This is a genomic window from Pseudomonas sp. OV226, from assembly GCF_003148705.1.
Classification (GTDB): Bacteria; Pseudomonadota; Gammaproteobacteria; order Pseudomonadales; family Pseudomonadaceae; genus Aquipseudomonas.
Genome location: NZ_QGGS01000001.1, coordinates 157,650 through 183,791, shown reverse-complemented (window position 1 = coordinate 183,791; position 26,142 = coordinate 157,650). Strand labels below are relative to the sequence as shown.

Sequence of the window (26,142 nt, the reverse complement as noted above, 5' to 3'; positions counted from 1 at the left end):
CTCACAAGTGGTAGACATCGATAACCTGGCGAACGTAATCGTTCTTCAAGATCACTTTCTTGGCCTTGATCAGCGGGTTCTGACCGCGCACATCAAGGGTGTAGAAACTGCTGCCGAAATAGCTGTCGACGGTCTTGTAGCGAAAGCTCAGGGTGTGCCAGTTGAAGCGCACCTTGCACAGGCCATCCGCCTGATCGAGCAGCTCGATGTTGCTGAGGTTGTGCGAGGTGCGGGTGTCCGGAATGCTCGCACTGGAACGTTCGGTCTTGATGCGGAAGATGCGGTCCTCAAGGCCGGTGCGGTTGCCGTACCAGATCAGCGAGATTTCCCGCTGGGGGTCTTCGGTCAACTCATCGTTGTCGTCCCAGGACGGCATCCAGAACGAGGCATCGGCGGCGTACAGTTCCAGCCAGTCGTCCCACTGTTTGTCATCGAGGTAGCGTGCTTCGCGATAAAGAAAATCGCGCACGGCGTCGTAGGTGATGGTCATTGCACGGCCTCCACGGCAATCAATTCGCTCTGTTCGGTGGCCAGGGCCTTGAGCATCGTGTCCTGCCAATATGTGTGTTGCAGCACAAACAGGCCTTCGTCTTCGGTGCGCACGCCGCTGAGCAGCGGATGCAGGTCGATCTCTTTGGCCGCCTCGTCTGCGCCTTCGATCCAGTGTTCGGCGCCCCGGGACATGTCATTCCAGGTGGTGACGCTGCCCTGGTAGCTGGTCTGGCACGAGCGAAACTCCTCCAGATCATCCGGGGTGGCCATGCCGCTGACATTGAAGAAATCTTCGTACTGGCGAATCCGGCTCGACCGGGCGTGGTCGCTCTCACCTTTGGGGGCGATGCAGTAAATGGTGATTTCCGTGCGGTTGACCGAAATCGGCCGGGCGATGCGGATTTGCGAACTGAACTGGTCCATCAGGTACACGTTGGGGTACAGGCACAGGTTGCGAGAGTTCTCGATCATCCAGTCCGCGCGGGCCTGGCCGAAGTCCTGGGCCAACTCATCACGGCGCTCGTACAGCGGACGGTCTTCGGGGTTGGACCAACGGGTCCAGAGCAACATATGGCCCTTGTCGAAGGAGTAGAAACCACCGCCCTGCTTGGCCCAGGTGCCGGCACTCATGGTCGGATTGCTGTCACCGGCCTCGCGCTGCTTGCGCTGGTTTTGGGTAGCTGCGTAGTTCCAGTGCACGGAGCTGACGTGGTAACCGTCGGCGCCGTTTTCGGCGGTGAGTTTCCAGTTGCCTTCGTAGATGTAGCTCGAAGAACCGCGCAGCACTTCCAGGCCATCGGTGGACTGGTCGACGATCATGTCGATGATTTTTGCTGACTCGCCCAAGTGCTCGACCAGCGGCACGACATCCGCGTTGAGGCTGCCAAACAGGAAACCGCGATAGGACTCGAACCGCGCGACTTTGGTCAGGTCGTGGGAGCCTTCGCAATTGAAGCTCGCCGGGTAGCCAGCCGCCGCCGGGTCTTTGACCTTGAGCAACTTGCCGGAGTTATTGAAGGTCCAGCCGTGGAAGGGGCAGGTGTAGGAGCTTTTGTTGCCGGTTTTGTGCCGGCACAGCGTCGCACCGCGATGGCTGCAGGCATTGATAAAGGCATTGAGCACACCGTCCTTGTTGCGCGCGATGAAGATCGACTGGCGCCCCATGGTGGTGGTGTAGAAATCGTTGACGTTGGGGATCTGACTGTCGTGGGCCAGGTACAGCCAGTTGCCTTCGAAGATGTGTTTCATCTCCAGATCGAACAACCGGGGGTCGGTGAACATCTCGCGCTTGCAGCGATAGATGCCGTTTTCCTTGTCATCTTCAAGCAGGGATTGAAGGTATTCGGGTCGCAGGGACATGGCCGCCGCCTCCATTGTTTTTATTCAGGCAGGGCCATGCTAGGACGGGGGGATGGGGCGGACTATCCGTTGGGTGCAGACGTGTATCCGTTTAGTGCAGCATTGAATGCACAGATTCATGTAGCAGCTGCCGAGCTTGCGAGGCTGCGTGTAGCAGCTGTCGAGCTTGCGAGGCTGCGTTCGAGTGCGCAGCACTCGCAGAATGCTTCCCACGATATTTCAGCCAGACCGCATTGCTCCTCGGCGAGCGCTGCGCACTCGAACGCAGCCTCGCAAGCTCGACAGCTGCTACAAGCTCGGCTGTTACGAGGGTTTGGCGGTCTGTCAATACCGGCGTTTGAGGGTGTCGGACGGCAACTCGCCGAACTGTTTGCGGTAGTTGTCGGAGAACCGCCCCAAGTGAAGAAAGCCATAATCCATGGCCACTTCCGTAACGTTGCGCACGTTGCAGGTCGGATCACTCAGGCACAGGTGGATGCGTTCGAGTTTCTTCTGCCGGATGTAGTGTTGCGGTGAAGTGCCCGCGTTGCGTTCGAACAACCCATACAACGACCGCAGGCTCATCCGCGCCTGGCGTGCCAGCTCTTCACTGTCGATGTCTTGTTTGAGGTGGCGTGCGATGTAATCGGCAATCGCCTCGAACGTGACCGACGGCGCACTCGGGCTGGTGCGAATCACGTTGGTTTTCATCAGGCTGAGCATCTTGCTGACGATGATCTGCGCGTAATGCTCCTGCACCCGGGGAATCTGTTCGGTGGCCTCGGCTTCCTGGCAAATCATTGCCAGCAGGCTGACAAAACCTTCCAGCTCATCGAGCTGATAAAGGTTCTCCAGAAACCGCACGCCCTGCCCCGGATAACGCCAGCGCTGTTCATCGCACACGGACTCGAACAAGCGGGTGGGAACTTTGAGGATGAATTTTTCGCAATCGTCGGAGTAGGTAAGATCGACCGGCTCATCGGGGTTGATCAGCAACAGCTCACCCGGCGCAAAGTAATGGTCCTCGCCCCTTCCGCGCGAAAGGCAGTTGCCCCGCAGCAGCACTTGCAGGTGATAAATGCTGTCGAGCGCGCCCGACGTCACGCGCACGCTGGCGCCGTAACTGATGCGGCACAGGTCCAGGCTGGCGAATTTGCGGTGATCGAGGCTGGCCAGCGGTCGGCCGACCCTGGGCATCAGGATGCAATGGTTGCCGACATGCTGATTGACGTAACCCGAGACCGCATAAGGGTCGGCATGGTCGAATACTCTGCTGCGCTGACTCAACAGTTGCGCGTGCATCATCGGGTCACTCTCGTTGTTGTTATCGGCGGTGTCAGTTCCATTCTAGAACATTGACTGAAAATCCCTGTGGGAGCCGAGCTTGCTCGCGATGACAGAGTGCCAATCAACATAGATGTTGAATGTTAAACCGCTATCGCGAGCAAGCTCGGCTCCCACAGGGTAGGAGTACCGCGCTATCAATCTTCCAGTGCGCGAACCCGTTCGTGACGTTGTTGCTCTTCGGGCTGGGCGGTCGACTGCAGCGTGAAATCGAACTCGATTTCAGCAAACCGCCCGCTGACGCCATGCGCTGCGGCGCGTTGCTGGTCGTCGCTGAACGTGATGTGGGCGATCAGCTCGTCACGGGTGGCGTAGGCGAAATCGTCGTGCAGGTATTGATCGCCATCGAGGTTGATCTGGGTGGTCAGGTGGCGGTGATCCGGTGCCGAGATGAAGAAGTGCACGTGTGCTGGACGCTGGCCGTGACGGCCCAGTTGATCGAGCAGTTGCTGGGTCGGACCGTCCGGCGGGCAGCCGTAACCCGACGGCACAATGCTGCGGAAACGATAGCGACCTTCGGCATCGGTAACGATCCGGCGGCGCAAGTTGAACTCCGATTGCGCGGTATCGAAATACGAGTAAGTGCCGCCGGTATTGGCATGCCAAACGTCGACCACGGCACCGGCCAATGGCTCGCCAGCGGTATTGAACACGCGCCCTTGCATGAACAGCGTGACACCTGGATCGAGACCGTCATCGAGTCGCGCTTCGCCTTCGGACAACGGCGCGCCGGCTACGTACAGCGGACCTTCGATGGTCCGTGGCGTGCCGCCGGACTTGCCGGCCTGCTCATCCTCGGCATCCATCAGCAGATCGAGGTAATGCTCCAGGCCCAACCCGGCCACCAACAGCCCTGCTTCCTGACGCGCACCCAGCACGTTGAGGTAGTTGACGGCTTTCCAGAATTCTTCCGGAGTCACCGCCAGGTCTTCGATGATGTTCACCGAGTCACGCAGGATGCGGTAAATCAGGGCTTTGACGCGCGGGTTGCCGGCATCATTGAGCAGGCCGCTGGCGTCTTCAAGAAATTTCTGGGCGTTGGCAGTGTGGGAAATCTTGACGTTCATGGTGGTTCCTCATCTTGTAATTATTAGCGTAGCGAACTGAACAGGCTGGGTTCAGCGGTCATCCTCGCGGATGGAAGACGGGTGCCGGCACATTGCGTCGATCTCGATCGCCATGTAGGGAAACAGCGGCAGTTGCATCAGCAGGTCGTGCAATTCCTGGACGCTGTCGACATCGAAAACGCTGTAGTTGGCGTAGTGCCCGGCGATGCGCCACAGGTGACGCCACTTGCCCTGCTCTTGCAGGCGCTGGGCCAGGGCTTTTTCGTCAGCCTTGAGTTTGGCGGCTGCTTCGGGGTTCATGTCGACCGGTAGATTCACGGTCATTTTTACGTGGAATAGCATGATCTCTCCTCAGGCTTGATGAACGGAAGTGGATGTTTTGTCGCGACGGAAAAACGCCAGGCGTTCTTCGTCCAGGCTCAGGCCCAGACCTGGTGTTTGCGGCACATGCAGTTCGAAATCGCGATACACCAACGGCTCGCTGAGAATGTCTTCGGTCAGCAGCAACGGGCCGAACAGTTCAGTGTCCCAGGCCAGTTTATTCAGCGTGACAAAGGCATGGGCCGAGGCCAGCGTACCGATGCCGCCTTCCAGCATGGTGCCGCCGTACAGGGCGATGCCCGCTGCTTCGGCGATCGCGGCGGTACGCAGCACGGCACGGGGGCCGCCGTTCTTGGCGATCTTCAAGGCAAACACCGAGGCCGCGCCTTCGCGCGCCAGGTTGAAAGCGTCTTCCACGCATTCAATGGATTCGTCCGCCATGATCGGCGCCGGGCTCATCGCATTCAGGCGCGCCATGCCAGCACGGTTGTTGCGCGAGATCGGCTGTTCGATCAGGTCGATGCCGTTGGTGCCGAGGATCCGGCAAGCGCGCACTGCGACCGCTTCGTCCCAGGCCTGATTGACATCGACCCGCACGCTGGCGCGATCACCCAGGGCTTTTTTGATCGCGATGACGTGCGCCAGGTCGCGGTTGACTTCACCGGCACCGATTTTCAGTTTGAAAATTCGATGGCGGCGCAAGTCGAGCATTTTTTCCGCTTCGGCGATGTCTTTTTCGGTGTCGCCGCTGGCCAGGGTCCAGGCCACCGGCAAGGCATCACGCACCCGCCCGCCCAGCAGTTCGCTGACCGGCAGGCCGAGGCGTTTGCCCAGTGCATCGAGCAAGGCGGTTTCGATCCCGGATTTGGCAAAGGTATTGCCGCGGATGCTGCGCTCCAGACGCAACATGGCGGCATTCACATTACCGCTGTCCTGACCGATCAGCAGGGGCGCGAAGTGTTTGTCGATGTTGGTCTTGATGCTGTCCGGGCTTTCGTTGCCATAGGCCAGGCCACCGATGGTGGTGGACTCACCGATCCCTTCGATGCCATCGGCGCAGCGCACGCGAATGATCACCAGGGTCTGATTCTGCATCGTGTGCATCGCCAGCTTGTGCGGGCGGATAGTCGGCAGATCGACGATGATCGTCTCGATCGATTCAATGGCTGTTGCACGCATGTCGATACCCATCAGGTTCTTAAAGTTCTGGAACCGATTCTCGTACGGCTTTTTTGGCGACGCCAATATAGAATTGGTCTGACTTGATACCTTTAAGGTATGCAAACGACTGACGTCTGGAGGCCTCATGGAACTGCGTCACCTGCGCTATTTTCAGGTATTGGCTCAAACCCTCAATTTCACCCGCGCCGCTGAACTGCTGCACATCGCCCAGCCGCCCCTGAGCCGGCAGATCCAGCAGCTGGAAGACGAACTCGGGGTGTTGTTGCTGGAACGTGGCCGACCGCTGAAGCTGACGGAGGCCGGGCGGTTTTTCCATGAGCACTCCACCGCCCTGCTTGAGCAACTGAACAAGGTCTGCGACAACACGCGACGGATCGGCCTGGGGGAAAAGACCTGGCTGGGCATCGGCTTCGCGCCTTCGACCCTTTACGGAGTGCTGCCGGAACTGATCCGCCGTTTACGCAGCGGCGAGCCTCTGGAGCTTGAATTGGGGCTGTCGGAAATGACCACGTTGCAACAGGTGCAGGCGCTCAAGGCCGGGCGTATCGATATCGGCTTCGGCCGTATTCGCATCGACGACCCGGCGATCATTCAAACCGTGCTCACCCAAGACCGGCTGGTCGCCGCCCTGCCCGCCGGCCATCCCCTGCTGGCCGGGCCGATCAGCCTTCGCGAACTGGCGAAGGAGCCCTTTGTGCTGTACCCCGGCAACCCGCGCCCCAGCTATGCCGACCATGTGATTGCGCTGTTCGAATCCTATGGCGTGAGCATTCACGTGGCGCAATGGACCAACGAACTGCAAACGGCAATCGGACTGGTGGGGGCCGGGATCGGCGTCACGCTGGTCCCCGCCTCGGTGCAGTTGCTGCACCGCGACGACATTGGCTTTACCCCATTGCTGGAAGACAACGCCACGTCACCGATCATTCTCAGTCGGCGGGTGGGCGATGTTTCACCGGGGTTGAGTCACTGTTTGAAGGTGATCGAGGAGCTGCAACCGCAGGCCAGGTTTTAATGGGAGTTTTTGTCCCAGAACCAGTTCCAGAAACCCGGCAGTTCTACTGGCTGCGAACTGTCCTTGACGGTGCGCGCCATCGCCGCTTGCAGCACCGCGTCGCGATCGTCGTAAAACGGCTTCTGCGCCAGTGGCACGCCGGTGGCCCTGGCGCTGTCGATCAGGATTTGCAGGTATTCGCGCGCGTGCCGGGCGGTGTAGCGATTGAGGTCGTGGAAGGTCACCACCACCGGAATCACCCCGTCCACAGTCGGCAACTGGCCCAACGCGATGCGCTCGCGCACTTCGGACATCGAACGCAGCATGTGCGAGCGGCGTCGGGGGCTGGCGTTGAATCCCCAGATTTTGCCGTCATTGGCGCTCAAATCGGTCAGCAACACGTGCATGCCGTGCTGCTGATAGGCCGCGAAGACGCGTTTGTCGTAATTCCAGAACGGCGGACGCACCAACGTCGGTGGCGCGCCGGTGATGGCGGCGATGTCAGCACTGCCTTTGCTCAGCGACTGCTCCAGTTCTTGCGGGGTCAGCGAACGGTGATTGGTGTGCCAATGAGTAGCGGTGTGAAAACCCAGCACGTGCCCCTCTTCATGCTCGCGATGCATCAGCGCCCGCCCGATGTCACTGTCGCCGGCCCTCGGCGCACCGGTCTGCACGAAAAACACCGCTTTGATACCGGGCTGCAGAGGATTGTCCTTCAGGCTGTCGAGGACCGTCGCGGTAGGGTTCCAGAAACTCGACGCGCTGGGACCGTCGTCATAGGTCAGCAGAAAACGAATTGGCGCCTGCGCCTGTAGACGTTGTTCCGTCTGCGGGGTCAGCTCGATGGGGGCAGCGATGCAGCCCGCCAGCCCGATGGCAATGGCGAGTGCACAAAATGCGTTGAACAGTTGTTTCATGTTTTGCCTTGGGTCAGACCGTGACGGTCAACACTTCAAACGGCAAAGTCCTTCGCCCGTTCTTCCTTCGCCGGCCCGCCAATGGCGCGGGCCGAGGTTGGATCAGGGTACACAGTGTTTGGTTCCGCAGCCCCCTCTTCGCTTATTGCACCAATGCCTGCTGGAACGAGTGGTCGATGATCGGGGCGGTCGCCAGTTCCGTCGGCAGCGCCTTGACCTTGAACAGGAAGTCCGCCGTGCTCTGCAAATCCGCCGCCGCTTGTTGATCCACCGGGCCAACGGTCATGTGCGCCTGACGCAACCAATGGCGAGACACGTCCTGATCCAGATTGGCCTTTTTCGCCCACAGATCGGCGTACTCGTCGGTATGGCTGTCGACCCAGGCCCGGGCTTTTTTCAGGCGCACCAGGAAGTCGGCGATGGCGGCGTGCTTACTGTCGATGGCCGGTGTCGACGCGGCGATGGCGCTCAAGCCGGGCATCAGGTTTTTAGCGGTCAGAATCGGTCGCGCGCCGGAGAACAGAATCTGTTGGGAAATGTACGGTTCCCATACCGGGAACGCGTCGATGCTGCCTTGAGGCAACGCCGCGGCGGCGTCAATCGGCATCAGTTTGATGAAGTCGACGTAGTCTTCCGGCAGGTCGGCTTTCTCCAGTGCGCGCAGGGTCAACTGCTGGCTCCAGGCGCCGGGCCAGTAAGCGACTTTCTTGCCCTTGAGATCCGCGATGCTATGAACCGGTGAATCCTTGGGCACGAGCAAGGCAATGGTGTCCGGGTTCTGCCGCGACACACCGATCAGTTTCACCGGCGCCTGTTTGGCCGCCAGGAACAGAAAGCCGGAATCACCGAGAAACCCCACGTCCAGCGCGCCAGTGTTCAGCGCTTCGGCCAATGGCGCAGCCGCCTGGAAGTGCTTCCAGTCGACGGTGTAGGGCGCGCCCTCCAATACACCCGAGGCCTCAACCGAGGCACGCACGTTGTAGTAATTCTGATCGCCGATATGCAGGACCACCGGCTCGGCGGCATAGGTGATCGGGGCGGCAAACAGTGCGCTGGTCAATAGACCACGCACGAATCGGGACAGGTTCATCAAAGGCTCCAGAGTGCTATTTCTTATAGACCCTACCGCTATTACAAGAGCCTTTATAAATTCGATTTAGGCATAAGTTAATGACCAGAAACAAACAGTGTCGGCCCTGCAACAGCACCTCAACAGACTGTTTGCCCAGCGACATCCTTCACACCGTTGATGAGCGAAAACCCTCGAGAAACCAGTAGCCCCGGAACATGGCACAGAGCCTGCAATATTCCTTTTACGCAGGAAGCGACTCTACATAATAAATTTTTGGATATAACCAGCCTTGCCCGGAGCAGCCCATGAAACCGACCTTCCGCTTTCCCGCCTTCAAGTCTCTGCTGGGGGCCTGCGCACTGGCCCTGAGTCTGCAACCGCTGGCCCAGGCAGCCGAAACGCCACCGGCCGAAGTGCATCTGGATTACGCCTATTACTCGCCGGTGAGTCTGGTGCTCAAGCACTTCGGTTTCCTCGAAAAGGCCCTGCCACAGACCAAGGTCAGTTGGGTCCTGAGTCAGGGCAGTAACCGTTCGCTGGAATACCTCAACAGCGGCGGCGTCGATTTCGCTTCATCCGCCAGCCTGGCCGCCGTGCTCAGCCGCGCCAATGGCAGCCCGATCAAGTCGGTTTACGTCTACAGCCGGGCCGAGTGGACAGCCTTGGTGGTGCGCAAGGATTCGCCGTACAAAACCGTGGCCGATCTCAAAGGCAAGAAAATCGCTGCCACCAAAGGCACCGACCCCTACCTGTTCACCTTGCGCAGCCTGCAACAGGCGGGCTTGAGCAAGGACGATGTCGAACTGGTGCATTTGCAGCACCCGGACGGTCGCATCGCATTGGAGAAAGGTGACGTCGACGCTTGGGCCGGGCTTGATCCGCACATGGCCGCCAGCGAAGTTCAGGCCGGTTCGCGCCTGCTGTATCGCAATACGCAATTCAACAGTTATGGCGTGGTCAGCGTGACGGACACCTATGCCAAGGAGCATCCGCACACCATCGATACCGTGCTGGATGCCTATGAACAAGCCCGCGTCTGGGCGGTAAAAAACCCTGACGAACTGGCGAAGTTACTGGCCAGCGAATCCGGCCTGCCACTGGAAGTGGCCAAGCTGCAACTGTCGCGCACCGACCTGAGCAGCCCGCAATTGACCGCCAGGGATGTGATCGCCTCTAAAGCCGCGGCACCGATACTCGTGTCCGAAGAATTGGTTCGCCGTGGGGTCAACGTCGATCAGGTCATCGATCAACTGATCGATACCGGTTTCAAAGAAACCGTGGCCCGTCAGTAACGGGGGGCTCATGACCAGCAAAAGCAAACACCTGCCACTCGAACGGCTCCCATCGCGCCGCGCCAGCGTGTCCCTGAACAACGCCTGGCGCCTGCGCCTCAAGGGTCTGGCGTTGCCGGTGCTGATCGTTCTGTTTCTGGAATTCGTCGTGCGTATCGGCTGGTTGCCGTCATACCAAATGCCGGCCCCGAGCGAGGTCGCGTTGACCCTCGCAGACTTGGCCGACGGTGCGCTGTGGAAGCACATCAGCGCCAGTCTGCTGCGGGTGCTACTCGGTTTCGCTATCGGCGCCAGCCTGGCGTTGGGGTTCGCCGCATGGGTGGGGTTGAGCCGTGAAGCCGAGGCGTATCTGGAACCGACGTTTGCAGGTTTGCGCTCGATTCCGAGTCTGGCCTGGGTGCCGCTGTTGTTGCTCTGGCTAGGCATCGACGAGACCTCGAAAATCGTCCTGATCGCGATCGGCGCATTCTTTCCGGTGTACCTGAACGGCGTCGCGGCCATCCGCGACATTGATCGCAAACTGGTGGAAGTGGGGCAAATGTATGGCTTCAGTCGCCGTCGGCTGGTCCGGCGAATTCTCCTGCCCGCCGCCCTGCCCGGTCTGTTCACCGGGTTGCGCAGCGGCATGAGCCTGGCGTGGATGTTTCTGGTGGCGGCCGAATTGATCGCGGCCACCAAAGGCCTGGGCTATCTGCTCAGTGATGGTCGTGAGACATCGCGCCCGGACATCGTACTGGCCGCCATCATCGTGTTGGCGCTGCTGGGTAAGCTCAGTGACGGCCTCCTCGCCAGCCTGGAGAAACGTTTCCTGGCCTGGCGCGACACTTTTAATGGCCAAAGCGCCGAGGACTGAGCCATGACCCGACACCTGCTGGACATTCGAATCGAGCGTAAAACCTTCGCCACCACCACCGTCCTTAAAAACATTCACCTGCAATTGCGGCCCAGGGAAACCGTCAGCCTGCTCGGCCCCAGCGGTTGCGGCAAAAGCACTTTGCTGCGCATCGCCGCCGGGCTGGAAAAGGACTTCCAGGGCGAAGTGCGTCACAGCGCCGGGGAAGTGGCCTTCGTCTTCCAGGAACCCCGGCTGATGCCTTGGCTGACGGTCGAGCAAAACATCGGTTTCAGCGCCGATTCCCATTACGACAAAGCCTGGGTCGCGCAACTGATCGAAGAAGTCGGCCTTGGCGGTTTCGCCCAGGCACTGCCCAAAGCCCTGTCCGGGGGCATGGCTCAGCGAGTCGCGATAGCGCGGGGGTTGTATTCGCGACCGCAGGTTTTACTGTTGGACGAACCCTTCAGCGCGGTGGACGCCTTTACGCGCATGAAGCTGCAGGATCTGTTGCTGCAACTTGCCGAGCGTCACGCCATTGCCCTGTTGCTGGTGACCCACGATGTCGATGAAGCGCTCTATCTCAGCGACCGGGTACTGATATTGGACAATCGCCCCAGCAGCGTCCGGCAGGAATTGGCCGTGGAACTGCCTCATCCACGGGATCGGCGCGATTCGCTGCTGGCGGGTTTGAAGGCGTTGTCATTGACCGAACTGCAGCGTGCCCATGTGATCTGAAGGCTAAGCTGAGCATTCCCGCCAGTGCTTTCCAACCGCAGGGTCAGCCGATGTGTGGACGACTGTCGCAATACCGTGGCATTCATGATTTTGTCGCCGTGCTGAGTATTCCCGACGCGATGATCAATCACGTCGGGAACGAACCCTTGGCGCGCTATAACGCGGCGCCCACCACCCAACTCGCCCTGCTGCACCTTGAGCCTGACGGATTGCACGCCGATCCGGTGCGCTGGGGATGGCGGCCGCACTGGGCAAAAGATCGCGCGGCGCCAATCAACGCGCGGGTTGAGAAAGTCGCTCACGGGCCGTTCTTCCGCGCAATCTGGCCACACCGGGCGATTGTGCCGATCGACAACTGGTTTGAATGGGTCGATGCCGGGGATTCGACGCGATTGCCATGGTTGATTCGCCGACGCGATTGCGCGCCGATTTGCTGCGCGGCCATTGGTCAGTTTCCCGGCGCTGGCAACGAGCCGCGCAGCGACGACGGTTTTGTCATCATCACGGCGGACAGCGCGGGCGGCATGCTCGACATACATGACCGGCGACCGGTGGTGTTGTCCCCGGAGCTGGCACGGGAATGGCTCGATCCGGCCACACCCAGGGAACGTGCCGAGCAGATGGTGCTTTTACAGGGTGAACCTAGCGAAACGTTTGAGTGGTACAGGGTCGACAAAGCTGTCGGGAATGTCAGGAATCAAGGTTGTTCATTGATTAATAAGCTTATTTAAACTGACCGCCCAGGCAGTTTTGTCTATATAGGCAAGTTTTAACTAAACCTATGCCCGGCATAAACGTTACACAGACTGTTTCATATTAGAAACACTTCCCGTTGTATGCCTTATTGTCCCAATTACCGCTTGTCTGACAATCCATTCGCCATACATACATTTAGAAACACTAAAGCTAGGATGCGCGCCGCGTTTCCCGTGGCACCGCCCAGTTGACCAAACAGTCAACAAAGAAGGAAATCCTTAAATATCAACAAGCCTGCAGAGAACTAAGTTGCGCGACGATCTTGTAATCAATCAAGTCAGCAGCCTGGAGTGTGTGTACCTGTCGATGACGGAACGCTATCAACTTGACTGCTTTATCGGGCAATACATACAGACCCGAAACCTGCGCTCTACCCCCAATATCGACGACATACTGCGTTCAACCCTCTCGAACTACGCCGGCCAACCGCCGGTCATGCTCAACGAGCTGAATGCATGGATCGACAAGGCCTTGGGCTATCGGGCTTCCCACCCGGATTTTCCGTGTCTGGAAGACCTTTGAAATGATGCCCGGTCCCGCTCAGCAGAAGAGCTGAACGAACCGCACAGCGTTGCACTCTCAGTAGTAGAGGCCTACGGGCCTCCTTCTTTCGTGGACGCGATTCATTCGGCCTCCGCCCATGCCTATCCACAGTCCGAACGAAAGATCGCGGCACACGCCACCCTTGAAACGGCTCGCTTGATGGCTCAGCAACTGGGCATCACGCACATACGCTGGAACGAGGCGGTGTGATTCATCCAGGCACAATCCGTAGCAGCTGGCGTAGCCTGCGTCCGGCTGCGTAGCAGTCGTCAATCCTGAATGCACGGATTTTCTGAAACACCGCGGCGTCAGATTTTACGACTGCTACGCAGCCGGACGCAGGCTTCGCCAGCTGCTACAAGGTTAGGCGTGTCTTGGAGGGATCAGTCAGGGCTTAAGCGGACGCTCTTCATCGCGGTCCGACAGCTCACGACTGTCATCATGTTTCCAGTCCTGCCGCGAACGTTCCTGACGCTTGATCTCTTCCTCCGAGGGTTCATCTTCATCTTCAAAATCCGGACTTTTTTGATTGTTAGCCATGCGCACCTCTCTTCCTGTGAAGGGATTCATTAAGCGTAGAACAAATTCGGACGTTCGATTCAGAGCCACCAGCGCAGCAAAAAGAAAAACCCCATGCTCAGGAGCATGCTGAGCAAGGTATTACGGGTGTAAAGCACCAGCCCCACCGCCACCAGCGAACTGATCAGGTACGGGTTGTCCCATTGCAGATTCAGCTGTTTGTCAGGCATGAACACGATGGGCCCGCAGATCGCGGTCAACATGCCCGGCACTGCAAAACCGAGGAACTGCCGGGCATTGCTGCTCAACCGCACCGGCAGCCGGGGTTCAAGAAACACGTAGCGGTTGAGAAACACCAGCACGCCCATTCCGAAAATTACCGCCCAAACGATCATGCTGTGCGTCCCACGTAGAGTTTGTTGCAGATAAAACCGGCGGTCATGCCTGCCAATCCCGACAGCACCAGCGCCGAGCCCCATTGCCAGTAGCTGAACAACACCGAACAGAACAGCGACACCGCGACACACACCACGGTTGGCACATTGCGCACCACCGGCGTGATCAAGGCGATGAAGGTGGCGGCGATGGAGAAGTCGAGGCCCAAATGCTCCAGCCCCGGAATGCTGCTGCCCAGCACGATGCCCGCAAGCGTGAACAGGTTCCAGGCGATGTAAAACGTCAGCCCTACCCCCAACGCGTACCAGCGATTGAATTGCTGCTTGTCGTGCTGACTGGTCAAGGCGAACAGTTCGTCAGTCAGTAAAAAGCCCAGCCCTACCCGCCAACGCCCCGGCAACGGGGAAATCACCGAACGCATGCTCATGCCGTACAGCAAATGTTGAGAAGTCAGCAATAAAGTGGTCAGCAATATCGAAAAGATCCCGGCGCCACCCTTGAGCATGCCGATGGCGACCAGTTGCGCGGCACCGGCAAACACAATGCTCGACAAGCCCTGGCCTTGCAGCGGCGTGAGATTGGCCTCGATGGCCATGGACCCGGCCAGCAACCCCCAAGGCGCGGTGGCCAGGGACAGCGGCATGATCGCCGCGGCACCACGAAGAAACGCACTGCGTGGCATGAGTAAATTCGACATAACGCCCTACAACCGGTGAAAGACCTGAGACTGTGCCAGCCGCCGCGCCCGAAGGCTTGAACAATCTTGCGCATTTGCGCGGTGAGCGTGTGCAGCGAAGGTGTTCCATTCATCGGCTTGGCGCTTGCTTCGCCTCGATAGTAGCAACATGATGGCGCTGAATATTCCCCAGAGACCAGGCCCTTCATGAGCTCACTCGAACCCGCCAGTGCCGTCTATAAAACCCTGCTTGAGTCGACCAATGCGATCCCCTGGCGAATCGACTGGAACACCATGACGTTCAGCTATATCGGCCCTCAGATCGAGGCGCTGCTGGGTTGGAAGCAGGACAGTTGGGTGACGGTCAATGATTGGGTCGAGCGCATGCACCCGGATGATCGCGATTACGTGGTGGAGTTCTGTGTCTCGCAATCACGGGCCGGGGTCGATCATGAGGCGGATTATCGGGCGCTGACGCAAAGCGGCGACTACGTGTGGATACGCGACGTGGTGCACGTGGTGCGCAAGGACGGAGAAGTCGAGGCACTGGTGGGCTTCATGTTCGACATCAGCGAACGCAAGAAAACCGAGGAGCACTTGAGCCGACTGCAAAAGCAACTCGAAGAGTATTCCTTCCAGGACGGCCTCACCGGCATCGCCAACCGACGCATGTTCGATACGGTGATGGCGCGCGAATGGGGCCATGCCCAGCGCACAGGCCTGCCGCTTTCGTTGCTGATCCTGGACATCGACTACTTCAAGCAATTCAACGACCACTACGGCCACATCAAGGGTGATGAATGCTTGCGCCAGGTCGCCCAGACGTTGTCCCAGGCCGCCAATCGACCGCGTGATTTCATCGCCCGGATCGGCGGTGAAGAATTTGTCTGGCTACTCCCGGAAACCGATGCTGAATCGGCAAGGCTCGTGGCGCGCAAATGCCTGCACCTGATTCGTCAGCAGCACATTGCCCATGAATATTCCCCGGTGGCGCCACTGTTGACCGTGAGCCTGGGTGTCGGCACCACCGTCGCCCCGCTGCAGGCGAACGCACTGGCGTTCATCGAGCAGGTCGACAAGTTGCTCTATCGAGCCAAACACAACGGCAGGATGCGCGCCGAATTCGCTGATTTTCGCTGAGCACACTCCCCATAGAGCAGCCGCCAGCGCCCGAGTACCATGGAGCCATTCGCATAACGGGTCAGGGAGTCGACATGCTGTACCGGATCGCCGCCGATGGGCTGGTGCTGCTTCATTTGCTGTTCATTCTGTTCGTCCTGTTCGGCGGCTTGCTGGTGCTCAAATGGCGGCCGTTGATCTGGGCGCACCTGCCCGCCGCGGCGTGGGGCGTGACGGTAGAAGTCATGCACCTGACCTGCCCGCTGACCCAATGGGAAAATCTGATGCGCCAGGCGGCCGGGCAAACCGGTTACGGCGGCGGTTTTATCGAACACTACGTGTGGCCGGTCATTTACCCGGCCGGCCTGACGCCCACCCTTCAACTGGCGCTGGGTAGCGTGGTGCTGGCGATCAACGTGCTGGTTTATCTTCGGCTGATCCGGCGCTGGAAACTGCGCCGGGCCGCCTGAAACAAACGCCGAGGATTGAATCCATGTTGTCGCTTGAAGACCTGACATTGCTCCAAGCCATCCGCGAGACCGGCAGCCTGTCGCGGGCCGCCGCTCACCTGGGCAAGGCACCATCGACCGTGTCCTATGCGGCGCGGCAACTGGAAGAGCGCTTCGACGCGCTGCTTTTCGATCGCCGTCGTTATCGCTTGCAGCTCACCCCGGCCGGCGAATTACTGGTGAACGAGGCGGCGCGGTTGATGCAGGACGTGTCCCGGCTGACCCAACGGGTCCAGCAAGTGGCCAACGGCTGGGAAAGCCGGCTGTGGATTGTCACCGACGAACTGCTCGAATTCGAAACCCTGATTCCGGTGATCCACGAGTTCGATGCGCTGGCGTCCGGCGTGCCGCTGCGCATCACCCAGGAAGTGCTCAAAGGTGTCTGGGAAGCCCTGCGTGAAGGCCGCGCCGACTTGATCATTGGCGCCACTAACGAACCACCGGCAATCCCGACCTTGCGCTGGATGCAACTGGGGGAAATGGAGTGGGTGTTCGCGGTGTCGCCCAAACACCCGCTGGCCAAGGCCAAGGAGCCGATTTCACGGGCGATGGTGGCGCAACATCGGGCGATTGTGGTGGCCGATTCGTCCCGGGTCACCGAAGGCAGCACCTACGGTGTGACTGGCGGCCAACCGGTTTTGGCCGTGCCGACCATGCGTGCCAAAATTCTTGCTCAATGCGATGGACTGGGCGTCGGCTGGTTACCCCGGCATCGGGTGGGCTCGCTACTGAAAAACGGCACGCTGATTGAGAAGCTGATGGCTGACCCGCGCGAGCCAAACATTCTGTATGCCGGCTGGCGTGGCGATCATGACGGTCGTGCATTGGGCTGGTGGCTGGAAAAACTCAAGCAGTCGTACCTTTGCACCCAGCTCGTTCAGGGCAGTGACCGGTTTGTCTGAACGCCGTCGGCAATCACGCTCATGTTCCGCCCGCTGGCCTTGGCCACATACAGCGCCTTGTCCGCGGCGCTGACCAAATCGTCGGGCTGATCCTGTGAAGCCGGGTTGAAGGCACACACACCAATGCTGACCGTTATCCGGCCCTCGACGCCTTCGCTGTGCTCGATGCCCGCGCTCAGGACCGCGAGGCGTATTTTTTCGGCCACCAGAAACGCGCCTACATAGTCAGTACCCGGCAGCACCACCGTGAACTCCTCACCGCCATAACGAGCCGCAAGGTCACCGGGACGCTTGATATTGTCCTTGATGATCGCGCTGACCCTGCGCAAACACTCATCGCCGGCGACATGGCCGTAGCGGTCGTTGAAACTCTTGAAGTGATCAACGTCGATCATCTGCAGCGCAAGTGGGGTCAGCGTGCGCCGGGCACGGCCCATTTCCGCGAGGATAAACACGTCGAACTGACGCCGGTTGGACAGCCCGGTCAATGCGTCCTCAAGAGCCAGCAACTCAAGGCTGCGATTGACCTCGATGAGCTTCTCCCGCGCATCGAGCAAGACACTCTGGACATGATGTTGCTGCTTCATGAAGCGAATGAGGCGGTAACCGAGCGCGCCCAGAAATGCCAGCAGCGACAACATGATCCCGGCGCTGAGCGCTGTCTCGCCACGCCAGCCGGCCAGCACTTCCTTCTTGTCCAGCGCGGCGAAGATGATCAGTGGATAGCCGTCGACACGGCGATACCCCGTCACCCGTTCGACTCCATCCACAGAAGACTTGACCGTCGCGGTGCCGGCATCGCTTTTGGGTAACAACTCGGTAAACAGCGGCCCCTTGGCGACACTGCTGCCAATGTCGGCCTCATTGAATGGCCGGCGAACAATGATGCTGGCGTCATCGGCAATCAGGTTGATGACCCCGTTGTTGCCCATGTCGATGTTGTCGTACAGGTCCAGGAAATGACTGAGATAAATCGTCGCCAGGGCCACACCGGCGAACCGGCCATCGGCATGATTGACCCGGCGAGAGACGGTCATGATCCATTCACCGCTCGAGCGACTTTTTATCGACCGACCGATGTGCGGGCCACGGTCAGGATGATCACGATGGAAGATGAAATATTCACGGTCGGAATTATTGGCATTGGTCCCTTCCGCACCATTGGAATTGGCGATCCAGTTCCCGTGTTCGTCATAGACAAACAGGCCATGAAGTTGCTTCAGCTCATCACGCTCGGCGCTGAGCAATCGCTGCAACCTGGGCAATTGCTGCGCGTCGATGCCTTCGTGTTCGAGGCGGTCTACCAAGGCAAAGAGCAGCGTATCGGCCTGTTTGATCGACGATTGCGCCTGCGACGCCAGAGTCTGGGCCAGGTTGGACATCGCCACTTCTTTGTCATGCAGGTGGTATTGGCGCGAGGTCCAGGCTTCCCAGATCACAATCGCCGTCATCGACAGGCACACCGCCACGAGCAGCACCACCGCGTATCGGACCTTGAGCCGTGACTCGAGCTGACCGGGCGCCCCGGGCGTGGCGGGCTGGGGGCTTTCAATCGGATCTTTAATGGACGAGTACCCCATGACAATCCCTGACTGGTGATGACAAGGCGACTTTTCCTGTTCGCCCATCGCAACAACACGATAGGTGATTTACTGACCGCGTGACGGGGTTTGTGGCGGGAATCCGCCCTGAGGTCATGACTTGCCGGACTGTTTCACCGCCTCAAGCCAGGCCGGATCCAGTCGGGTTTGTTCGGTATCGATGCCCAATGCTTGCATGCGCGCCTTGTGCTCATCCATCTCACGAGTCAACTGGCCGTGGTCGCTGGAGTTGCCGTCCAACTCATGCATCTGGTGCAAACCCAGGTGGTAGAAACGCAGCAGTTTCATGGCCACTGGATCACCGGTTGCCACCGCTGCGGTGACCTGATGCATGATGTTGGTCACGCTCATCAGGCTGCGCTTGAGCTGCCAGCCGTAGACCGCCGCGGCCATCCATGGCTGGCTCCAGAGTTTGCCGCGCATCAGCGCCACTATCAGCAGCACCGCGACGAAAACGCCGCCGACGTTAAATCGCAGGTTGTCGCCACCGGGTTCACCGAACAACGCCACCGCGGCCGTGGACAGCCCCATCGCCAGCGCCAGGAAAATCAGGGCAATTATCACCGTACTGCGTCGCGTCTGTTGTCGATAGGTTTGGGCATTCTTCGGCTGGATTTCGAACATCGCGACAGGGTTCCTTGGGGGCATGAACAAAAAGACTGCGGCGCATTATCGCCTCTGCGCGGGATTTAGCTATGCTGGGGCTCCTTTTCATCTTTTCATCGTCAAACGGGGAACATGGCGATACAGCTCGGTTCGTGCCATCTTCATCCATGGATACACACTATTCAGATGCCATTCCCGCCGTTCAGTGAATGACATCGTTTTAAGGATCTTTGAATGACCCAACGACAAGTAATCAACGCCTCGGTCAGCCCAAAAGGTAGCCTGGAAACCCTCTCCCAACGCGAAGTCCAACAACTGAGCGAAGCCGGTTCCGGCAGCACCTACAACATTTTCCGCCAGTGCGCCCTGGCCATCCTCAATACCGGCGCCCATGTCGACAACGCCAAGACCATCCTCGAAGCCTACAAGGATTTTGAAATCCGCATCCACCAGCAGGACCGCGGCGTACGCCTGGAACTGTTGAATGCCCCGGCCGACGCCTTCGTCGACGGCGAAATGATCGCCAGCACCCGCGAAATGCTCTTCAGCGCCCTGCGTGACATCGTCTACACCGAAAACGAACTCGACAGCCAGCGCATCGACCTGAGCACTTCCCAGGGCATCAGCGACTACGTGTTCCATCTGTTGCGCAACGCCCGCACCCTGCGCCCCGGCGTCGAACCGAAGATCGTGGTCTGCTGGGGCGGCCACTCGATCAACACCGAAGAATACAAATACACCAAGAAAGTCGGCCACGAACTGGGCCTGCGCAGCCTCGACATCTGCACCGGTTGCGGCCCCGGCGTGATGAAAGGCCCGATGAAAGGCGCGACCATCGCCCACGCCAAACAGCGTATCCACGGCGGTCGCTATCTGGGCTTGACCGAGCCGGGCATCATCGCCGCCGAAGCGCCGAACCCGATCGTCAATGAGCTGGTGATCCTGCCGGACATCGAAAAACGTCTGGAAGCGTTCGTGCGCGTCGGCCACGGCATCATCATTTTCCCCGGCGGTGCAGGCACGGCCGAAGAGTTCCTGTACCTGCTCGGCATCCTGATGCACCCGGACAACGAAGGCCTGCCCTTCCCGGTCATTCTCACCGGGCCGAAACATGCCGCACCGTATCTGGAACAACTGGACGCGTTTGTCGGCGCCACGCTGGGTGACGCGGCGAAGAAACATTACGAGATCATCATCGACGATCCGGCTGAAGTCGCACGGCAGATGACGCAGGGGCTCAAAGCGGTCAAACAGTTCCGTCGCGAGCGCAATGACGCGTTCCATTTCAACTGGCTGCTGAAAATCGACGAAGGCTTCCAGCGCCCGTTTGACCCGACCCACGAAAACATGGCCAACCTGAAACTGAGCCTGACCCTGCCGGCCCACGAACTGGCCGCCAACCTGCGTCGCGCGTTCTCCGGCATTGTCGCCGGTAACGTCAAGGACAAAGGCATCCGCCTGATCGAACAACACGGGCCGTACCAGATCCGGGGCGATGCGGCGATCATGCGTCCGCTGGATCAACTGCTCAAAGCCTTCGTCGCCCAGCACCGCATGAAGCTGCCGGGCGGCGCGGCGTATGTGCCGTGTTATCAGGTCGTGGCATAACCTCGACCTGACCAACACTATTTACCCCTGTAGGAGCAAGCTCACTCCTACAGGGGTTAACGTGGCTACAGGTGATCAGCGTCAATCACCGCTTTGGCAAAGGCTTGCGGATCTTCCTGTGGCAGGTTGTGGCCGATGCCGCCGGTGATGAGCCGGTACTCATACTTGCCGGTAAAACGCTTGGCATAATCCTCGGCTGCCGGGTGCGGTGCGCCGTTGGCGTCACCTTCCATCGTAATGGTGGGCACCGTGATGGACGGAGCCTTGGCCAGGCGTTGCTCCAGTGCTTCGTATTGCGGCTCTCCCTGAACCATGCCCAACCGCCAGCGATAGTTGAAAATCGTGATCGCGACATGGTCCGGGTTGTCCAGGGCAGCGGCGCTGCGGTCGTAGGTCGCGTCGTCGAATTTCCATTTCGGGGACGCCAGTTCCCAGATCAACCTGGCGAAGTCGTGACGATTTTTTTCGTAGCCGGCCTGGCCGCGCTCGGTCGCGAAATAGAACTGATACCACCATTGCAACTCGGCCTTGGGCGGTAACGGGTTCTTGCCCGTGGCCTGATTGCCGATCAGATAACCACTGACCGAGACCAGCGCCTTGACCCGCTCCGGCCACAACGCCGACACGATGTCTGCCGAACGCGCGCCCCAATCGTAGCCGCCAAGCACGGCCTGTTTGATGTTCAGGGCATCCATGAAGTCGATGACGTCGCTCGCCAGCGCGGAAGGCTGGCCATTGCGCAAGGTCTTGTCGGACAGGAACTGCGTGTCGCCATACCCCCGCGCATACGGGATCAGCACTCGGTAGCCCTTGGCCGCCAGCAATGGCGCCACTTCGCTATAGCTGTGAATGTCGTAGGGCCAACCGTGCAGGAGAATCACCACCGGGCCATTGGCGGGGCCGACCTCGGCGTAAGCCACGTCCAGCAAGCCAGCCTTGACATGTTTCAGCGCGCCGAAGGTGTCCTTCTTGGCCACCGCCGAGTCTGCGGTGGCCGTGGTGCTGGTTTGGGCGCTGGCCGCACCGAGAACACCGAACTGCATCAGCGCAAAGGCGAGCACCGCGGGTCCCATCAAACGGCGGCCTCGTGATTCGGTTTTATTGCCCGACACATTCATCTTCATGGTGATTTCCCTATAAGTCATTCAACGATTGTTTTGGACGACGTAGTGGGCCGATCAACCGCCCTGATTGGCGCAGTCCGCGAGTTTGCTGTAATCGAGAACCTTGTGCGTGCCGCTGGAATCAAGGTAGTTCAGGCGAGCATTGACAATGCCGCAACCACTGCCGGAGTCTTCAGTGGACAGCACTTTCTTGATATCCAGATGCGCGCCGTGAGCAGTGACCTGCGCCTGGGTTTGATCATCGGCATGGGCTGAAAACGCAGCGATGTTCAGGACAGCGAAGAAGCTGGCGGCAACGAGTGTGTTCCAGTTCATGGTGATTTCCTCAGGGCTGCGATAGGCGGTGGTGGTGAGGCAAGTCGTCTTGTCTCGATGGAGCCCATTCAACCGCCCCAAGGTATCTGCCATGTGTCGTCAAAACGGCGTTATTAAGGCGTAAGGTGTCAAACAGCGCGCCCGATACAGTGCGATACAAATCTGCATGGCGCCGTGTAGCACGCAGCGAACTAATAAGAAGAGGTTTGTGCAATGGACCATGTGAACCACATCCTGATCGTCGATGACGATCGGGAGATCCGCGAGCTGGTGGGCAATTACCTGAAGAAAAACGGCCTGCGCACCACAGTGGTTGCCGATGGCCGGCAGATGCGCAGTTTTCTGGAAGCCAATCAGGTGGACCTGATTGTACTGGACCTCATGATGCCCGGCGATGACGGCCTGGTGTTGTGCCGAGAATTACGCGCCGGCAAACACAAAGCCACACCGATTTTGATGCTCACTGCGCGCAACGACGAAACCGATCGCATCCTCGGCCTGGAAATGGGCGCCGACGATTACCTGACCAAACCCTTCGCCGCCCGCGAGTTATTGGCGCGGATCAATGCGGTATTGCGCCGCACGCGAATGTTGCCGCCGAACCTGCTCATCACCGAAACCGGCCGGCTGCTCGGTTTCGGCCGCTGGCGCCTCGATACCACAGCCCGCCACTTGCTGGACGAAGACGACACGCTGGTGGCCCTCAGTGGCGCGGAATACCGTTTGCTACGCGTCTTCCTCGATCACCCGCAGCGGGTACTCAGCCGCGACCAATTGCTCAACCTGACCCAAGGCCGCGACGCCGACCTGTTCGACCGTTCCATCGACTTGCTGGTGAGCCGTTTGCGTCAACGCTTGCTGGATGATTCACGCGAGCCGACCTACATCAAGACCGTGCGCAGCGAAGGCTACGTGTTCTCGTACCCGGTGGAATTGCTTGGCGCAGAATCTTCCTAGGGGTTTTGTATATAGAAACTGGCGAAACATACGCAAATCCCACAGCCTTTAAATCCTACGATCTGACACAAAAGCCCCGGCAATTCCTCGGGACAGTGCCACCCGCTCGTACTAAGCTGCGCGATTCATTTCATCAGGGACGATTTATGAAGCGCATTGCCGGTTGCTTGCTGCTGTTGCTGAGTGTTGGCGCAGTCGCAGCAGACCTGAAACTGCTCACCGACAACCACCCACCGTTGCACTTTCAGCAAGGCGACACACTGGTGGGTTTTGGTGTGGATGTTGTGCAGGCGTTGGCACAATGCACGGGCGACTCGGTGCATTTGCAGCAAGTCCCTTTGCTGCGGGCCTTGCGCGATGCCGGGACCGAGCCCGCCACCGGGGTGTTCACTATCTTTCGCACCGCCGAGCGCGAAGGCCTGTACCAGTGGGTCGGCCCGCTGATGGAGGTGGAAACGGCCCTCTACGCCACCGACAGCACCCTGCCCCCTGTCCGCGCCCTGAGCGAGACCGCCAGCCTGGGCCGAATCGCCGTCCCGCGAAAATGGCTGGCCTACAGCTACTTGCAACAGCAAGGCCTGAACAACCTGTACGGCGTCGAAACGCCCGAACAAATGATGCGCCTGGCGAGTCTGGGCCGTGCAGAATTTGTGGTGGCCGATACCCTGTCCATCACGGCGATGGCGCGAGAAGTCGGGCTGGCGCCCAGTCGGCTGCACTACCAGATGCCCCTGATGAAGCAAAGTACGTACATCGCGTTTTCACCGCAGACCGATGCGGCTCAAGTGGCGCGCTGGCAACTGGCGCTGGACGAGATGAGGAGCGACGGACGCCTGGAACATATCAAGCAGCGCTGGCTGATCGACCGCACGCCTCGCTGACAACGGATCAGCGCGCTCGATAACGACTATGCCCAAGGGTGTTTTTTCATGGCCGGGCTCCAGCACTACAGTGGCGACATCTTCTTCCCACGCTCTGGAGTAATCCCATGAAAAGCCTCATCGGTCTTGGTTTCGCCCTCTCGGTTCTTGGCGCAACGTCCGCTATCGCCGCCCCCCACGCCACCTCGCAGGTTGTCGCGGCAGTGAAAGTCAGCCAACCGGCCACCCTCAATGTGAACACTGTCGAAGTCGATAAAAAGGACAGCCAGCCGACCACGTTGTACGTCGCTGAAAACCGCCCTGAGTTCGGTTCGAAATATCAGCGTTATTGATCAACAGCTTTGCGCCGCTTACACACAAAAAACCCCGGGCAGACCCAATCTACCCGGGGTTTTTCCTGGAAACACACCGGCTCCTGTAGCAGCTGCCGAGCCCGCGAGGCTGCGTCCGGCCGCGCAGCGGTCGTAAACCCTACTCACTCGGTTTGACTGAAACACCGCATCGCCTGATTTTACGACCGCTGCGCGGCCGGACGCAGCCTCGCAGGCTCGGCAGCTCCTACGTCAGTCGTGCGGCGAGGGCCTTGGCTTGTAGTGCGACGTCGGTGACCGCCGTGCTTTCCCACCACATGCCGCGCAACGGGGGGCCCATGGCGAACAGGCGAGTGGCAACCTGACCACCGGCATCCAGCACGGCGCCGTCTGCAGCCGCTGCAATCCCCAAGGCCAACGGCCCCGGTCGGATCAACCCGCGCGCCAACAGTTGTTGTGGCAACGGTCGAGCAACCCGGCGCCAGTCATATTCGATGCCGCTGGAATTGATCAACGCTGCGCCCTGAACCACACAGGTGCCCTCTTCGCCACGGCGACGAATGCGGATGCTGACGCCGCCCTGCGACACGGGCTCAAGGCCCTTGAACGACGCCGCCTGAATCCGCAACCGCCCTTCCCTGTGCAACCGTTCCACCAAGGCAGCGCTCAGCGGTGGCGAGCGATGGTGATGACTTTCCCACCACGGCCGAACATGCCGCACAAATTGCCGACGCTGGCGGTCCGTCGCCTGATTCCACAACCGGCCAATGTGTGCACGCACGGTGTCGAGTGGTGCTTGCCAGTCGATGCCTTCAGCGATGGCCTGCCGGCAGTGCCGGCGCAGTTCACGCACTAACTGCCGAGGTGTGCGAATGCTCTGGTCCTCGGCCAGGAAATCCACCCAGGCCGGCGGTTGGCGACGCACATGCGGCAGCAAGCCGTGACGCGAAAACACTTCGATCGGCCCACGATGCCCAGCCTGCTCCAGCGACACCACGGCATCGACCATGGTCAGGCCGGAACCGATGATCAGCACTGTGGACTGCGGATCGAGCTGGCGCATGGCGGCCACATCCCACGGATCCAGCGCCGCGGCGTTCAAACCGCTGGACTCGGTCTGCGGTGTGCGCGCCGCGGGAAACATCCCCGTCGCCAACACCGCATAAGCGCCCTGCAAGCGTTGACCGTCACTCAATGTCAGCCGTACAGAATCATTGCCTGCTTGCAGATCAATCACCTCGGCCTGCACATGCTCGACCGTCGAGCCATTCAACGCCCCGACGGCTTGCGCCTCGGCCAGGCGTTGTTGCACGTACATGCCGAACAGGCCGCGTGGCGGGAACAACTCACTGATCGGCACAGGTTGCTCGGCCGATTCCGGCCAGCCACCGGCGGCGATGTGTTCGGTCAGCCATTGCGTCAGGTCATCGGCGTTGTCCGGGTCGACACTCATGCGCGCCGCGTTGCCGTTCAGCGTATGGCCCAACTCGACCGCACTATAGGCTTCACCCCGCCCCAGTTCGGCGCGAGGCTCGATCACCAGCACCGAGCGCCGGCCAGGCAAGCGCAACAACTGCGCGGCCAGCATCGCGCCACTGAGGCCGCCGCCGATAATCAGAATGTCTGCATGGCGGATGGCGTCGTTGGCCTGTCCGCTTTGGATTTCGCTCATTCCATACTCACCGGTCAATGACTCCCTGAATAAAAATCCACTGTCTGCCACCTTAATG

Annotated in this window: 29 protein-coding genes; 13 read left to right on the top strand and 16 right to left on the bottom strand. The window is 59.7% G+C overall.

Annotation, left to right across the window (positions count from 1 at the left end; all coding sequences use genetic code 11):
• Position 1: 1 nt before the first annotated feature.
• The 6 genes from benB to C7534_RS00980 form a co-directional block, all read right to left on the bottom strand.
• Positions 2–490 (bottom strand): benzoate 1,2-dioxygenase small subunit, encoded by a 489-nt coding sequence (gene benB, locus C7534_RS01005; RefSeq protein ID WP_109784663.1) that lies wholly within the window; start codon positions 488–490, stop codon positions 2–4.
• A complete protein-coding gene (gene benA, locus C7534_RS01000) occupies positions 487–1,851 on the bottom strand; it encodes a benzoate 1,2-dioxygenase large subunit (protein ID WP_109784662.1) in 1,365 nt (454 codons plus the stop codon). Before benA ends, benB begins: the two co-directional genes overlap by 4 nt.
• A 324-nt stretch (positions 1,852–2,175) precedes the next feature.
• A complete protein-coding gene (locus C7534_RS00995) occupies positions 2,176–3,135 on the bottom strand; it encodes an AraC family transcriptional regulator (protein ID WP_109784661.1) in 960 nt (319 codons plus the stop codon).
• Positions 3,136–3,311: 176 nt separating this feature from the next.
• Positions 3,312–4,241, bottom strand: coding sequence for a catechol 1,2-dioxygenase (gene catA, locus C7534_RS00990; protein WP_109784660.1), 930 nt, complete (start codon positions 4,239–4,241; stop codon positions 3,312–3,314).
• Positions 4,242–4,292: 51 nt separating this feature from the next.
• The gene (gene catC / locus C7534_RS00985; RefSeq protein ID WP_077430274.1) at positions 4,293–4,583 is read right to left on the bottom strand and encodes a muconolactone Delta-isomerase; all 291 of its coding nucleotides are present in this window, start codon (positions 4,581–4,583) and stop codon (positions 4,293–4,295) included.
• 9 nt (positions 4,584–4,592) lie between these two features.
• Positions 4,593–5,741, bottom strand: a complete 1,149-nt coding sequence (locus C7534_RS00980; protein ID WP_177412207.1) for a muconate cycloisomerase family protein — start codon at positions 5,739–5,741, stop codon at positions 4,593–4,595.
• A 127-nt stretch (positions 5,742–5,868) separates the two neighbouring features.
• Here C7534_RS00980 and C7534_RS00975 point away from each other — a divergent pair, with 127 nt between their 5' ends.
• A complete protein-coding gene (locus C7534_RS00975) occupies positions 5,869–6,759 on the top strand; it encodes a LysR family transcriptional regulator (protein WP_046027550.1) in 891 nt (296 codons plus the stop codon).
• On the opposite strand, the gene C7534_RS00970 is transcribed toward C7534_RS00975, so the two are convergent.
• Both C7534_RS00970 and C7534_RS00965 read right to left on the bottom strand, forming a co-directional pair.
• Positions 6,756–7,655: a polysaccharide deacetylase family protein gene (locus C7534_RS00970; protein WP_109784659.1), complete on the bottom strand. Its 900-nt coding sequence runs from the start codon at positions 7,653–7,655 to the stop codon at positions 6,756–6,758. The genes C7534_RS00975 and C7534_RS00970 overlap by 4 nt on opposite strands.
• Positions 7,656–7,797: 142 nt before the next feature.
• On the bottom strand, positions 7,798–8,745 hold the full coding sequence (locus C7534_RS00965) for an ABC transporter substrate-binding protein (protein ID WP_109784658.1): 948 nt from the start codon (positions 8,743–8,745) through the stop codon (positions 7,798–7,800).
• Positions 8,746–9,032: 287 nt separating this feature from the next.
• Here C7534_RS00965 and C7534_RS00960 point away from each other — a divergent pair, with 287 nt between their 5' ends.
• The 5 genes from C7534_RS00960 to C7534_RS00940 all read left to right on the top strand — a co-directional run bounded on the left by C7534_RS00960 (position 9,033) and on the right by C7534_RS00940 (position 12,867).
• Positions 9,033–10,019 (top strand): aliphatic sulfonate ABC transporter substrate-binding protein, encoded by a 987-nt coding sequence (locus C7534_RS00960; protein ID WP_046027554.1) that lies wholly within the window; start codon positions 9,033–9,035, stop codon positions 10,017–10,019.
• Positions 10,020–10,029: 10 nt separating this feature from the next.
• A complete protein-coding gene (locus C7534_RS00955) occupies positions 10,030–10,872 on the top strand; it encodes an ABC transporter permease (protein ID WP_046027555.1) in 843 nt (280 codons plus the stop codon).
• Between the two features lie 3 nt (positions 10,873–10,875).
• A complete protein-coding gene (locus C7534_RS00950) occupies positions 10,876–11,589 on the top strand; it encodes an ABC transporter ATP-binding protein (RefSeq protein WP_109784657.1) in 714 nt (237 codons plus the stop codon).
• Positions 11,590–11,639: 50 nt separating this feature from the next.
• The gene (locus C7534_RS00945) at positions 11,640–12,320 is read left to right on the top strand and encodes an SOS response-associated peptidase (RefSeq protein WP_109784656.1); all 681 of its coding nucleotides are present in this window, start codon (positions 11,640–11,642) and stop codon (positions 12,318–12,320) included.
• A 274-nt stretch (positions 12,321–12,594) separates the two neighbouring features.
• A complete protein-coding gene (locus C7534_RS00940; protein ID WP_109784655.1) occupies positions 12,595–12,867 on the top strand; it encodes a hypothetical protein in 273 nt (90 codons plus the stop codon).
• Between the two features lie 408 nt (positions 12,868–13,275).
• Here C7534_RS00940 and C7534_RS32580 read toward each other — a convergent pair whose 3' ends face one another.
• Genes C7534_RS32580 through C7534_RS00930 form a run of 3 tightly spaced genes read right to left on the bottom strand, consistent with a single transcriptional unit; the run spans position 13,276 to position 14,500 of the window.
• Entirely contained in the window at positions 13,276–13,428 is a 153-nt protein-coding gene (locus tag C7534_RS32580; protein ID WP_177412206.1) for a hypothetical protein, read from the bottom strand.
• A 59-nt stretch (positions 13,429–13,487) separates the two neighbouring features.
• On the bottom strand, positions 13,488–13,799 hold the full coding sequence (locus C7534_RS00935; protein WP_175649005.1) for an AzlD domain-containing protein: 312 nt from the start codon (positions 13,797–13,799) through the stop codon (positions 13,488–13,490).
• Positions 13,799–14,500: an AzlC family ABC transporter permease gene (locus tag C7534_RS00930; RefSeq protein ID WP_046027560.1), complete on the bottom strand. Its 702-nt coding sequence runs from the start codon at positions 14,498–14,500 to the stop codon at positions 13,799–13,801. The genes C7534_RS00935 and C7534_RS00930 overlap by 1 nt, the downstream gene beginning before the upstream one ends.
• Positions 14,501–14,686: 186 nt before the next feature.
• On the opposite strand from C7534_RS00930, the gene C7534_RS00925 reads away from it, so the two are divergent.
• The 3 genes from C7534_RS00925 (at position 14,687) to C7534_RS00915 (ending at position 17,009) form a co-directional block, all read left to right on the top strand.
• A complete protein-coding gene (locus C7534_RS00925) occupies positions 14,687–15,619 on the top strand; it encodes a sensor domain-containing diguanylate cyclase (RefSeq protein ID WP_109784654.1) in 933 nt (310 codons plus the stop codon).
• Positions 15,620–15,693: 74 nt separating this feature from the next.
• A complete protein-coding gene (locus tag C7534_RS00920) occupies positions 15,694–16,068 on the top strand; it encodes a DUF2784 domain-containing protein (protein ID WP_109784653.1) in 375 nt (124 codons plus the stop codon).
• 23 nt (positions 16,069–16,091) lie between these two features.
• Complete coding sequence (locus C7534_RS00915) at positions 16,092–17,009, top strand: LysR family transcriptional regulator (RefSeq protein WP_109784652.1); 918 nt, start codon at positions 16,092–16,094, stop codon at positions 17,007–17,009.
• Here the strand turns inward: C7534_RS00915 and C7534_RS00910 are convergent.
• Positions 16,985–18,589, bottom strand: a complete 1,605-nt coding sequence (locus tag C7534_RS00910; protein WP_046027568.1) for a sensor domain-containing diguanylate cyclase — start codon at positions 18,587–18,589, stop codon at positions 16,985–16,987. The genes C7534_RS00915 and C7534_RS00910 overlap by 25 nt on opposite strands.
• 114 nt (positions 18,590–18,703) lie before the next feature.
• A complete protein-coding gene (locus C7534_RS00905; RefSeq protein WP_077430280.1) occupies positions 18,704–19,234 on the bottom strand; it encodes a DUF3087 domain-containing protein in 531 nt (176 codons plus the stop codon).
• A 216-nt stretch (positions 19,235–19,450) separates the two neighbouring features.
• Between C7534_RS00905 and ppnN the strand changes: the two genes are divergently transcribed.
• Entirely contained in the window at positions 19,451–20,824 is a 1,374-nt protein-coding gene (gene ppnN, locus C7534_RS00900; protein ID WP_046027571.1) for a nucleotide 5'-monophosphate nucleosidase PpnN, read from the top strand.
• Between the two features lie 65 nt (positions 20,825–20,889).
• Here ppnN and C7534_RS00895 read toward each other — a convergent pair whose 3' ends face one another.
• Positions 20,890–21,948: an alpha/beta fold hydrolase gene (locus tag C7534_RS00895; protein ID WP_109784651.1), complete on the bottom strand. Its 1,059-nt coding sequence runs from the start codon at positions 21,946–21,948 to the stop codon at positions 20,890–20,892.
• 54 nt (positions 21,949–22,002) lie between these two features.
• On the bottom strand, positions 22,003–22,263 hold the full coding sequence (locus C7534_RS00890) for a DUF2790 domain-containing protein (protein ID WP_109784650.1): 261 nt from the start codon (positions 22,261–22,263) through the stop codon (positions 22,003–22,005).
• Between the two features lie 213 nt (positions 22,264–22,476).
• Here C7534_RS00890 and C7534_RS00885 point away from each other — a divergent pair, with 213 nt between their 5' ends.
• The 3 genes from C7534_RS00885 (at position 22,477) to C7534_RS00875 (ending at position 24,433) form a co-directional block, all read left to right on the top strand.
• Positions 22,477–23,220, top strand: a complete 744-nt coding sequence (locus C7534_RS00885) for a response regulator (RefSeq protein ID WP_109784649.1) — start codon at positions 22,477–22,479, stop codon at positions 23,218–23,220.
• 146 nt (positions 23,221–23,366) lie between these two features.
• The gene (locus C7534_RS00880; protein ID WP_109784648.1) at positions 23,367–24,101 is read left to right on the top strand and encodes a substrate-binding periplasmic protein; all 735 of its coding nucleotides are present in this window, start codon (positions 23,367–23,369) and stop codon (positions 24,099–24,101) included.
• A 107-nt stretch (positions 24,102–24,208) separates the two neighbouring features.
• Positions 24,209–24,433 carry a hypothetical protein gene (locus tag C7534_RS00875; protein ID WP_046027583.1) on the top strand — a complete coding sequence of 75 codons (225 nt, stop codon included), beginning with the start codon at positions 24,209–24,211 and terminating at the stop codon, positions 24,431–24,433.
• A 226-nt stretch (positions 24,434–24,659) separates the two neighbouring features.
• Here C7534_RS00875 and C7534_RS00870 read toward each other — a convergent pair whose 3' ends face one another.
• A complete protein-coding gene (locus C7534_RS00870) occupies positions 24,660–26,084 on the bottom strand; it encodes an FAD/NAD(P)-binding protein (RefSeq protein WP_109784647.1) in 1,425 nt (474 codons plus the stop codon).
• Between the last annotated feature and the right edge of the window lie 58 nt (positions 26,085–26,142).

Bases quoted from the DNA above. Each gene is read 5' to 3' on its own strand.
- benB (WP_109784663.1), bottom strand. From the start codon at position 490: ATGACCATCACCTACGACGCCGTGCGCGATTTTCTTTATCGCGAAGCA.
- benA (WP_109784662.1), bottom strand. From the start codon at position 1,851: ATGTCCCTGCGACCCGAATACCTTCAATCCCTGCTTGAAGATGACAAG.
- C7534_RS00995 (WP_109784661.1), bottom strand. From the start codon at position 3,135: ATGATGCACGCGCAACTGTTGAGTCAGCGCAGCAGAGTATTCGACCAT.
- catA (WP_109784660.1), bottom strand. From the start codon at position 4,241: ATGAACGTCAAGATTTCCCACACTGCCAACGCCCAGAAATTTCTTGAA.
- catC (WP_077430274.1), bottom strand. From the start codon at position 4,583: ATGCTATTCCACGTAAAAATGACCGTGAATCTACCGGTCGACATGAAC.
- C7534_RS00980 (WP_177412207.1), bottom strand. From the start codon at position 5,741: ATGCGTGCAACAGCCATTGAATCGATCGAGACGATCATCGTCGATCTG.
- C7534_RS00975 (WP_046027550.1), top strand. From the start codon at position 5,869: ATGGAACTGCGTCACCTGCGCTATTTTCAGGTATTGGCTCAAACCCTC.
- C7534_RS00970 (WP_109784659.1), bottom strand. From the start codon at position 7,655: ATGAAACAACTGTTCAACGCATTTTGTGCACTCGCCATTGCCATCGGG.
- C7534_RS00965 (WP_109784658.1), bottom strand. From the start codon at position 8,745: ATGAACCTGTCCCGATTCGTGCGTGGTCTATTGACCAGCGCACTGTTT.
- C7534_RS00960 (WP_046027554.1), top strand. From the start codon at position 9,033: ATGAAACCGACCTTCCGCTTTCCCGCCTTCAAGTCTCTGCTGGGGGCC.
- C7534_RS00955 (WP_046027555.1), top strand. From the start codon at position 10,030: ATGACCAGCAAAAGCAAACACCTGCCACTCGAACGGCTCCCATCGCGC.
- C7534_RS00950 (WP_109784657.1), top strand. From the start codon at position 10,876: ATGACCCGACACCTGCTGGACATTCGAATCGAGCGTAAAACCTTCGCC.
- C7534_RS00945 (WP_109784656.1), top strand. From the start codon at position 11,640: ATGTGTGGACGACTGTCGCAATACCGTGGCATTCATGATTTTGTCGCC.
- C7534_RS32580 (WP_177412206.1), bottom strand. From the start codon at position 13,428: ATGGCTAACAATCAAAAAAGTCCGGATTTTGAAGATGAAGATGAACCC.
- C7534_RS00930 (WP_046027560.1), bottom strand. From the start codon at position 14,500: ATGTCGAATTTACTCATGCCACGCAGTGCGTTTCTTCGTGGTGCCGCG.
- C7534_RS00925 (WP_109784654.1), top strand. From the start codon at position 14,687: ATGAGCTCACTCGAACCCGCCAGTGCCGTCTATAAAACCCTGCTTGAG.
- C7534_RS00920 (WP_109784653.1), top strand. From the start codon at position 15,694: ATGCTGTACCGGATCGCCGCCGATGGGCTGGTGCTGCTTCATTTGCTG.
- C7534_RS00915 (WP_109784652.1), top strand. From the start codon at position 16,092: ATGTTGTCGCTTGAAGACCTGACATTGCTCCAAGCCATCCGCGAGACC.
- C7534_RS00910 (WP_046027568.1), bottom strand. From the start codon at position 18,589: ATGGGGTACTCGTCCATTAAAGATCCGATTGAAAGCCCCCAGCCCGCC.
- C7534_RS00905 (WP_077430280.1), bottom strand. From the start codon at position 19,234: ATGTTCGAAATCCAGCCGAAGAATGCCCAAACCTATCGACAACAGACG.
- ppnN (WP_046027571.1), top strand. From the start codon at position 19,451: ATGACCCAACGACAAGTAATCAACGCCTCGGTCAGCCCAAAAGGTAGC.
- C7534_RS00895 (WP_109784651.1), bottom strand. From the start codon at position 21,948: ATGAAGATGAATGTGTCGGGCAATAAAACCGAATCACGAGGCCGCCGT.
- C7534_RS00890 (WP_109784650.1), bottom strand. From the start codon at position 22,263: ATGAACTGGAACACACTCGTTGCCGCCAGCTTCTTCGCTGTCCTGAAC.
- C7534_RS00885 (WP_109784649.1), top strand. From the start codon at position 22,477: ATGGACCATGTGAACCACATCCTGATCGTCGATGACGATCGGGAGATC.
- C7534_RS00880 (WP_109784648.1), top strand. From the start codon at position 23,367: ATGAAGCGCATTGCCGGTTGCTTGCTGCTGTTGCTGAGTGTTGGCGCA.
- C7534_RS00875 (WP_046027583.1), top strand. From the start codon at position 24,209: ATGAAAAGCCTCATCGGTCTTGGTTTCGCCCTCTCGGTTCTTGGCGCA.
- C7534_RS00870 (WP_109784647.1), bottom strand. From the start codon at position 26,084: ATGAGCGAAATCCAAAGCGGACAGGCCAACGACGCCATCCGCCATGCA.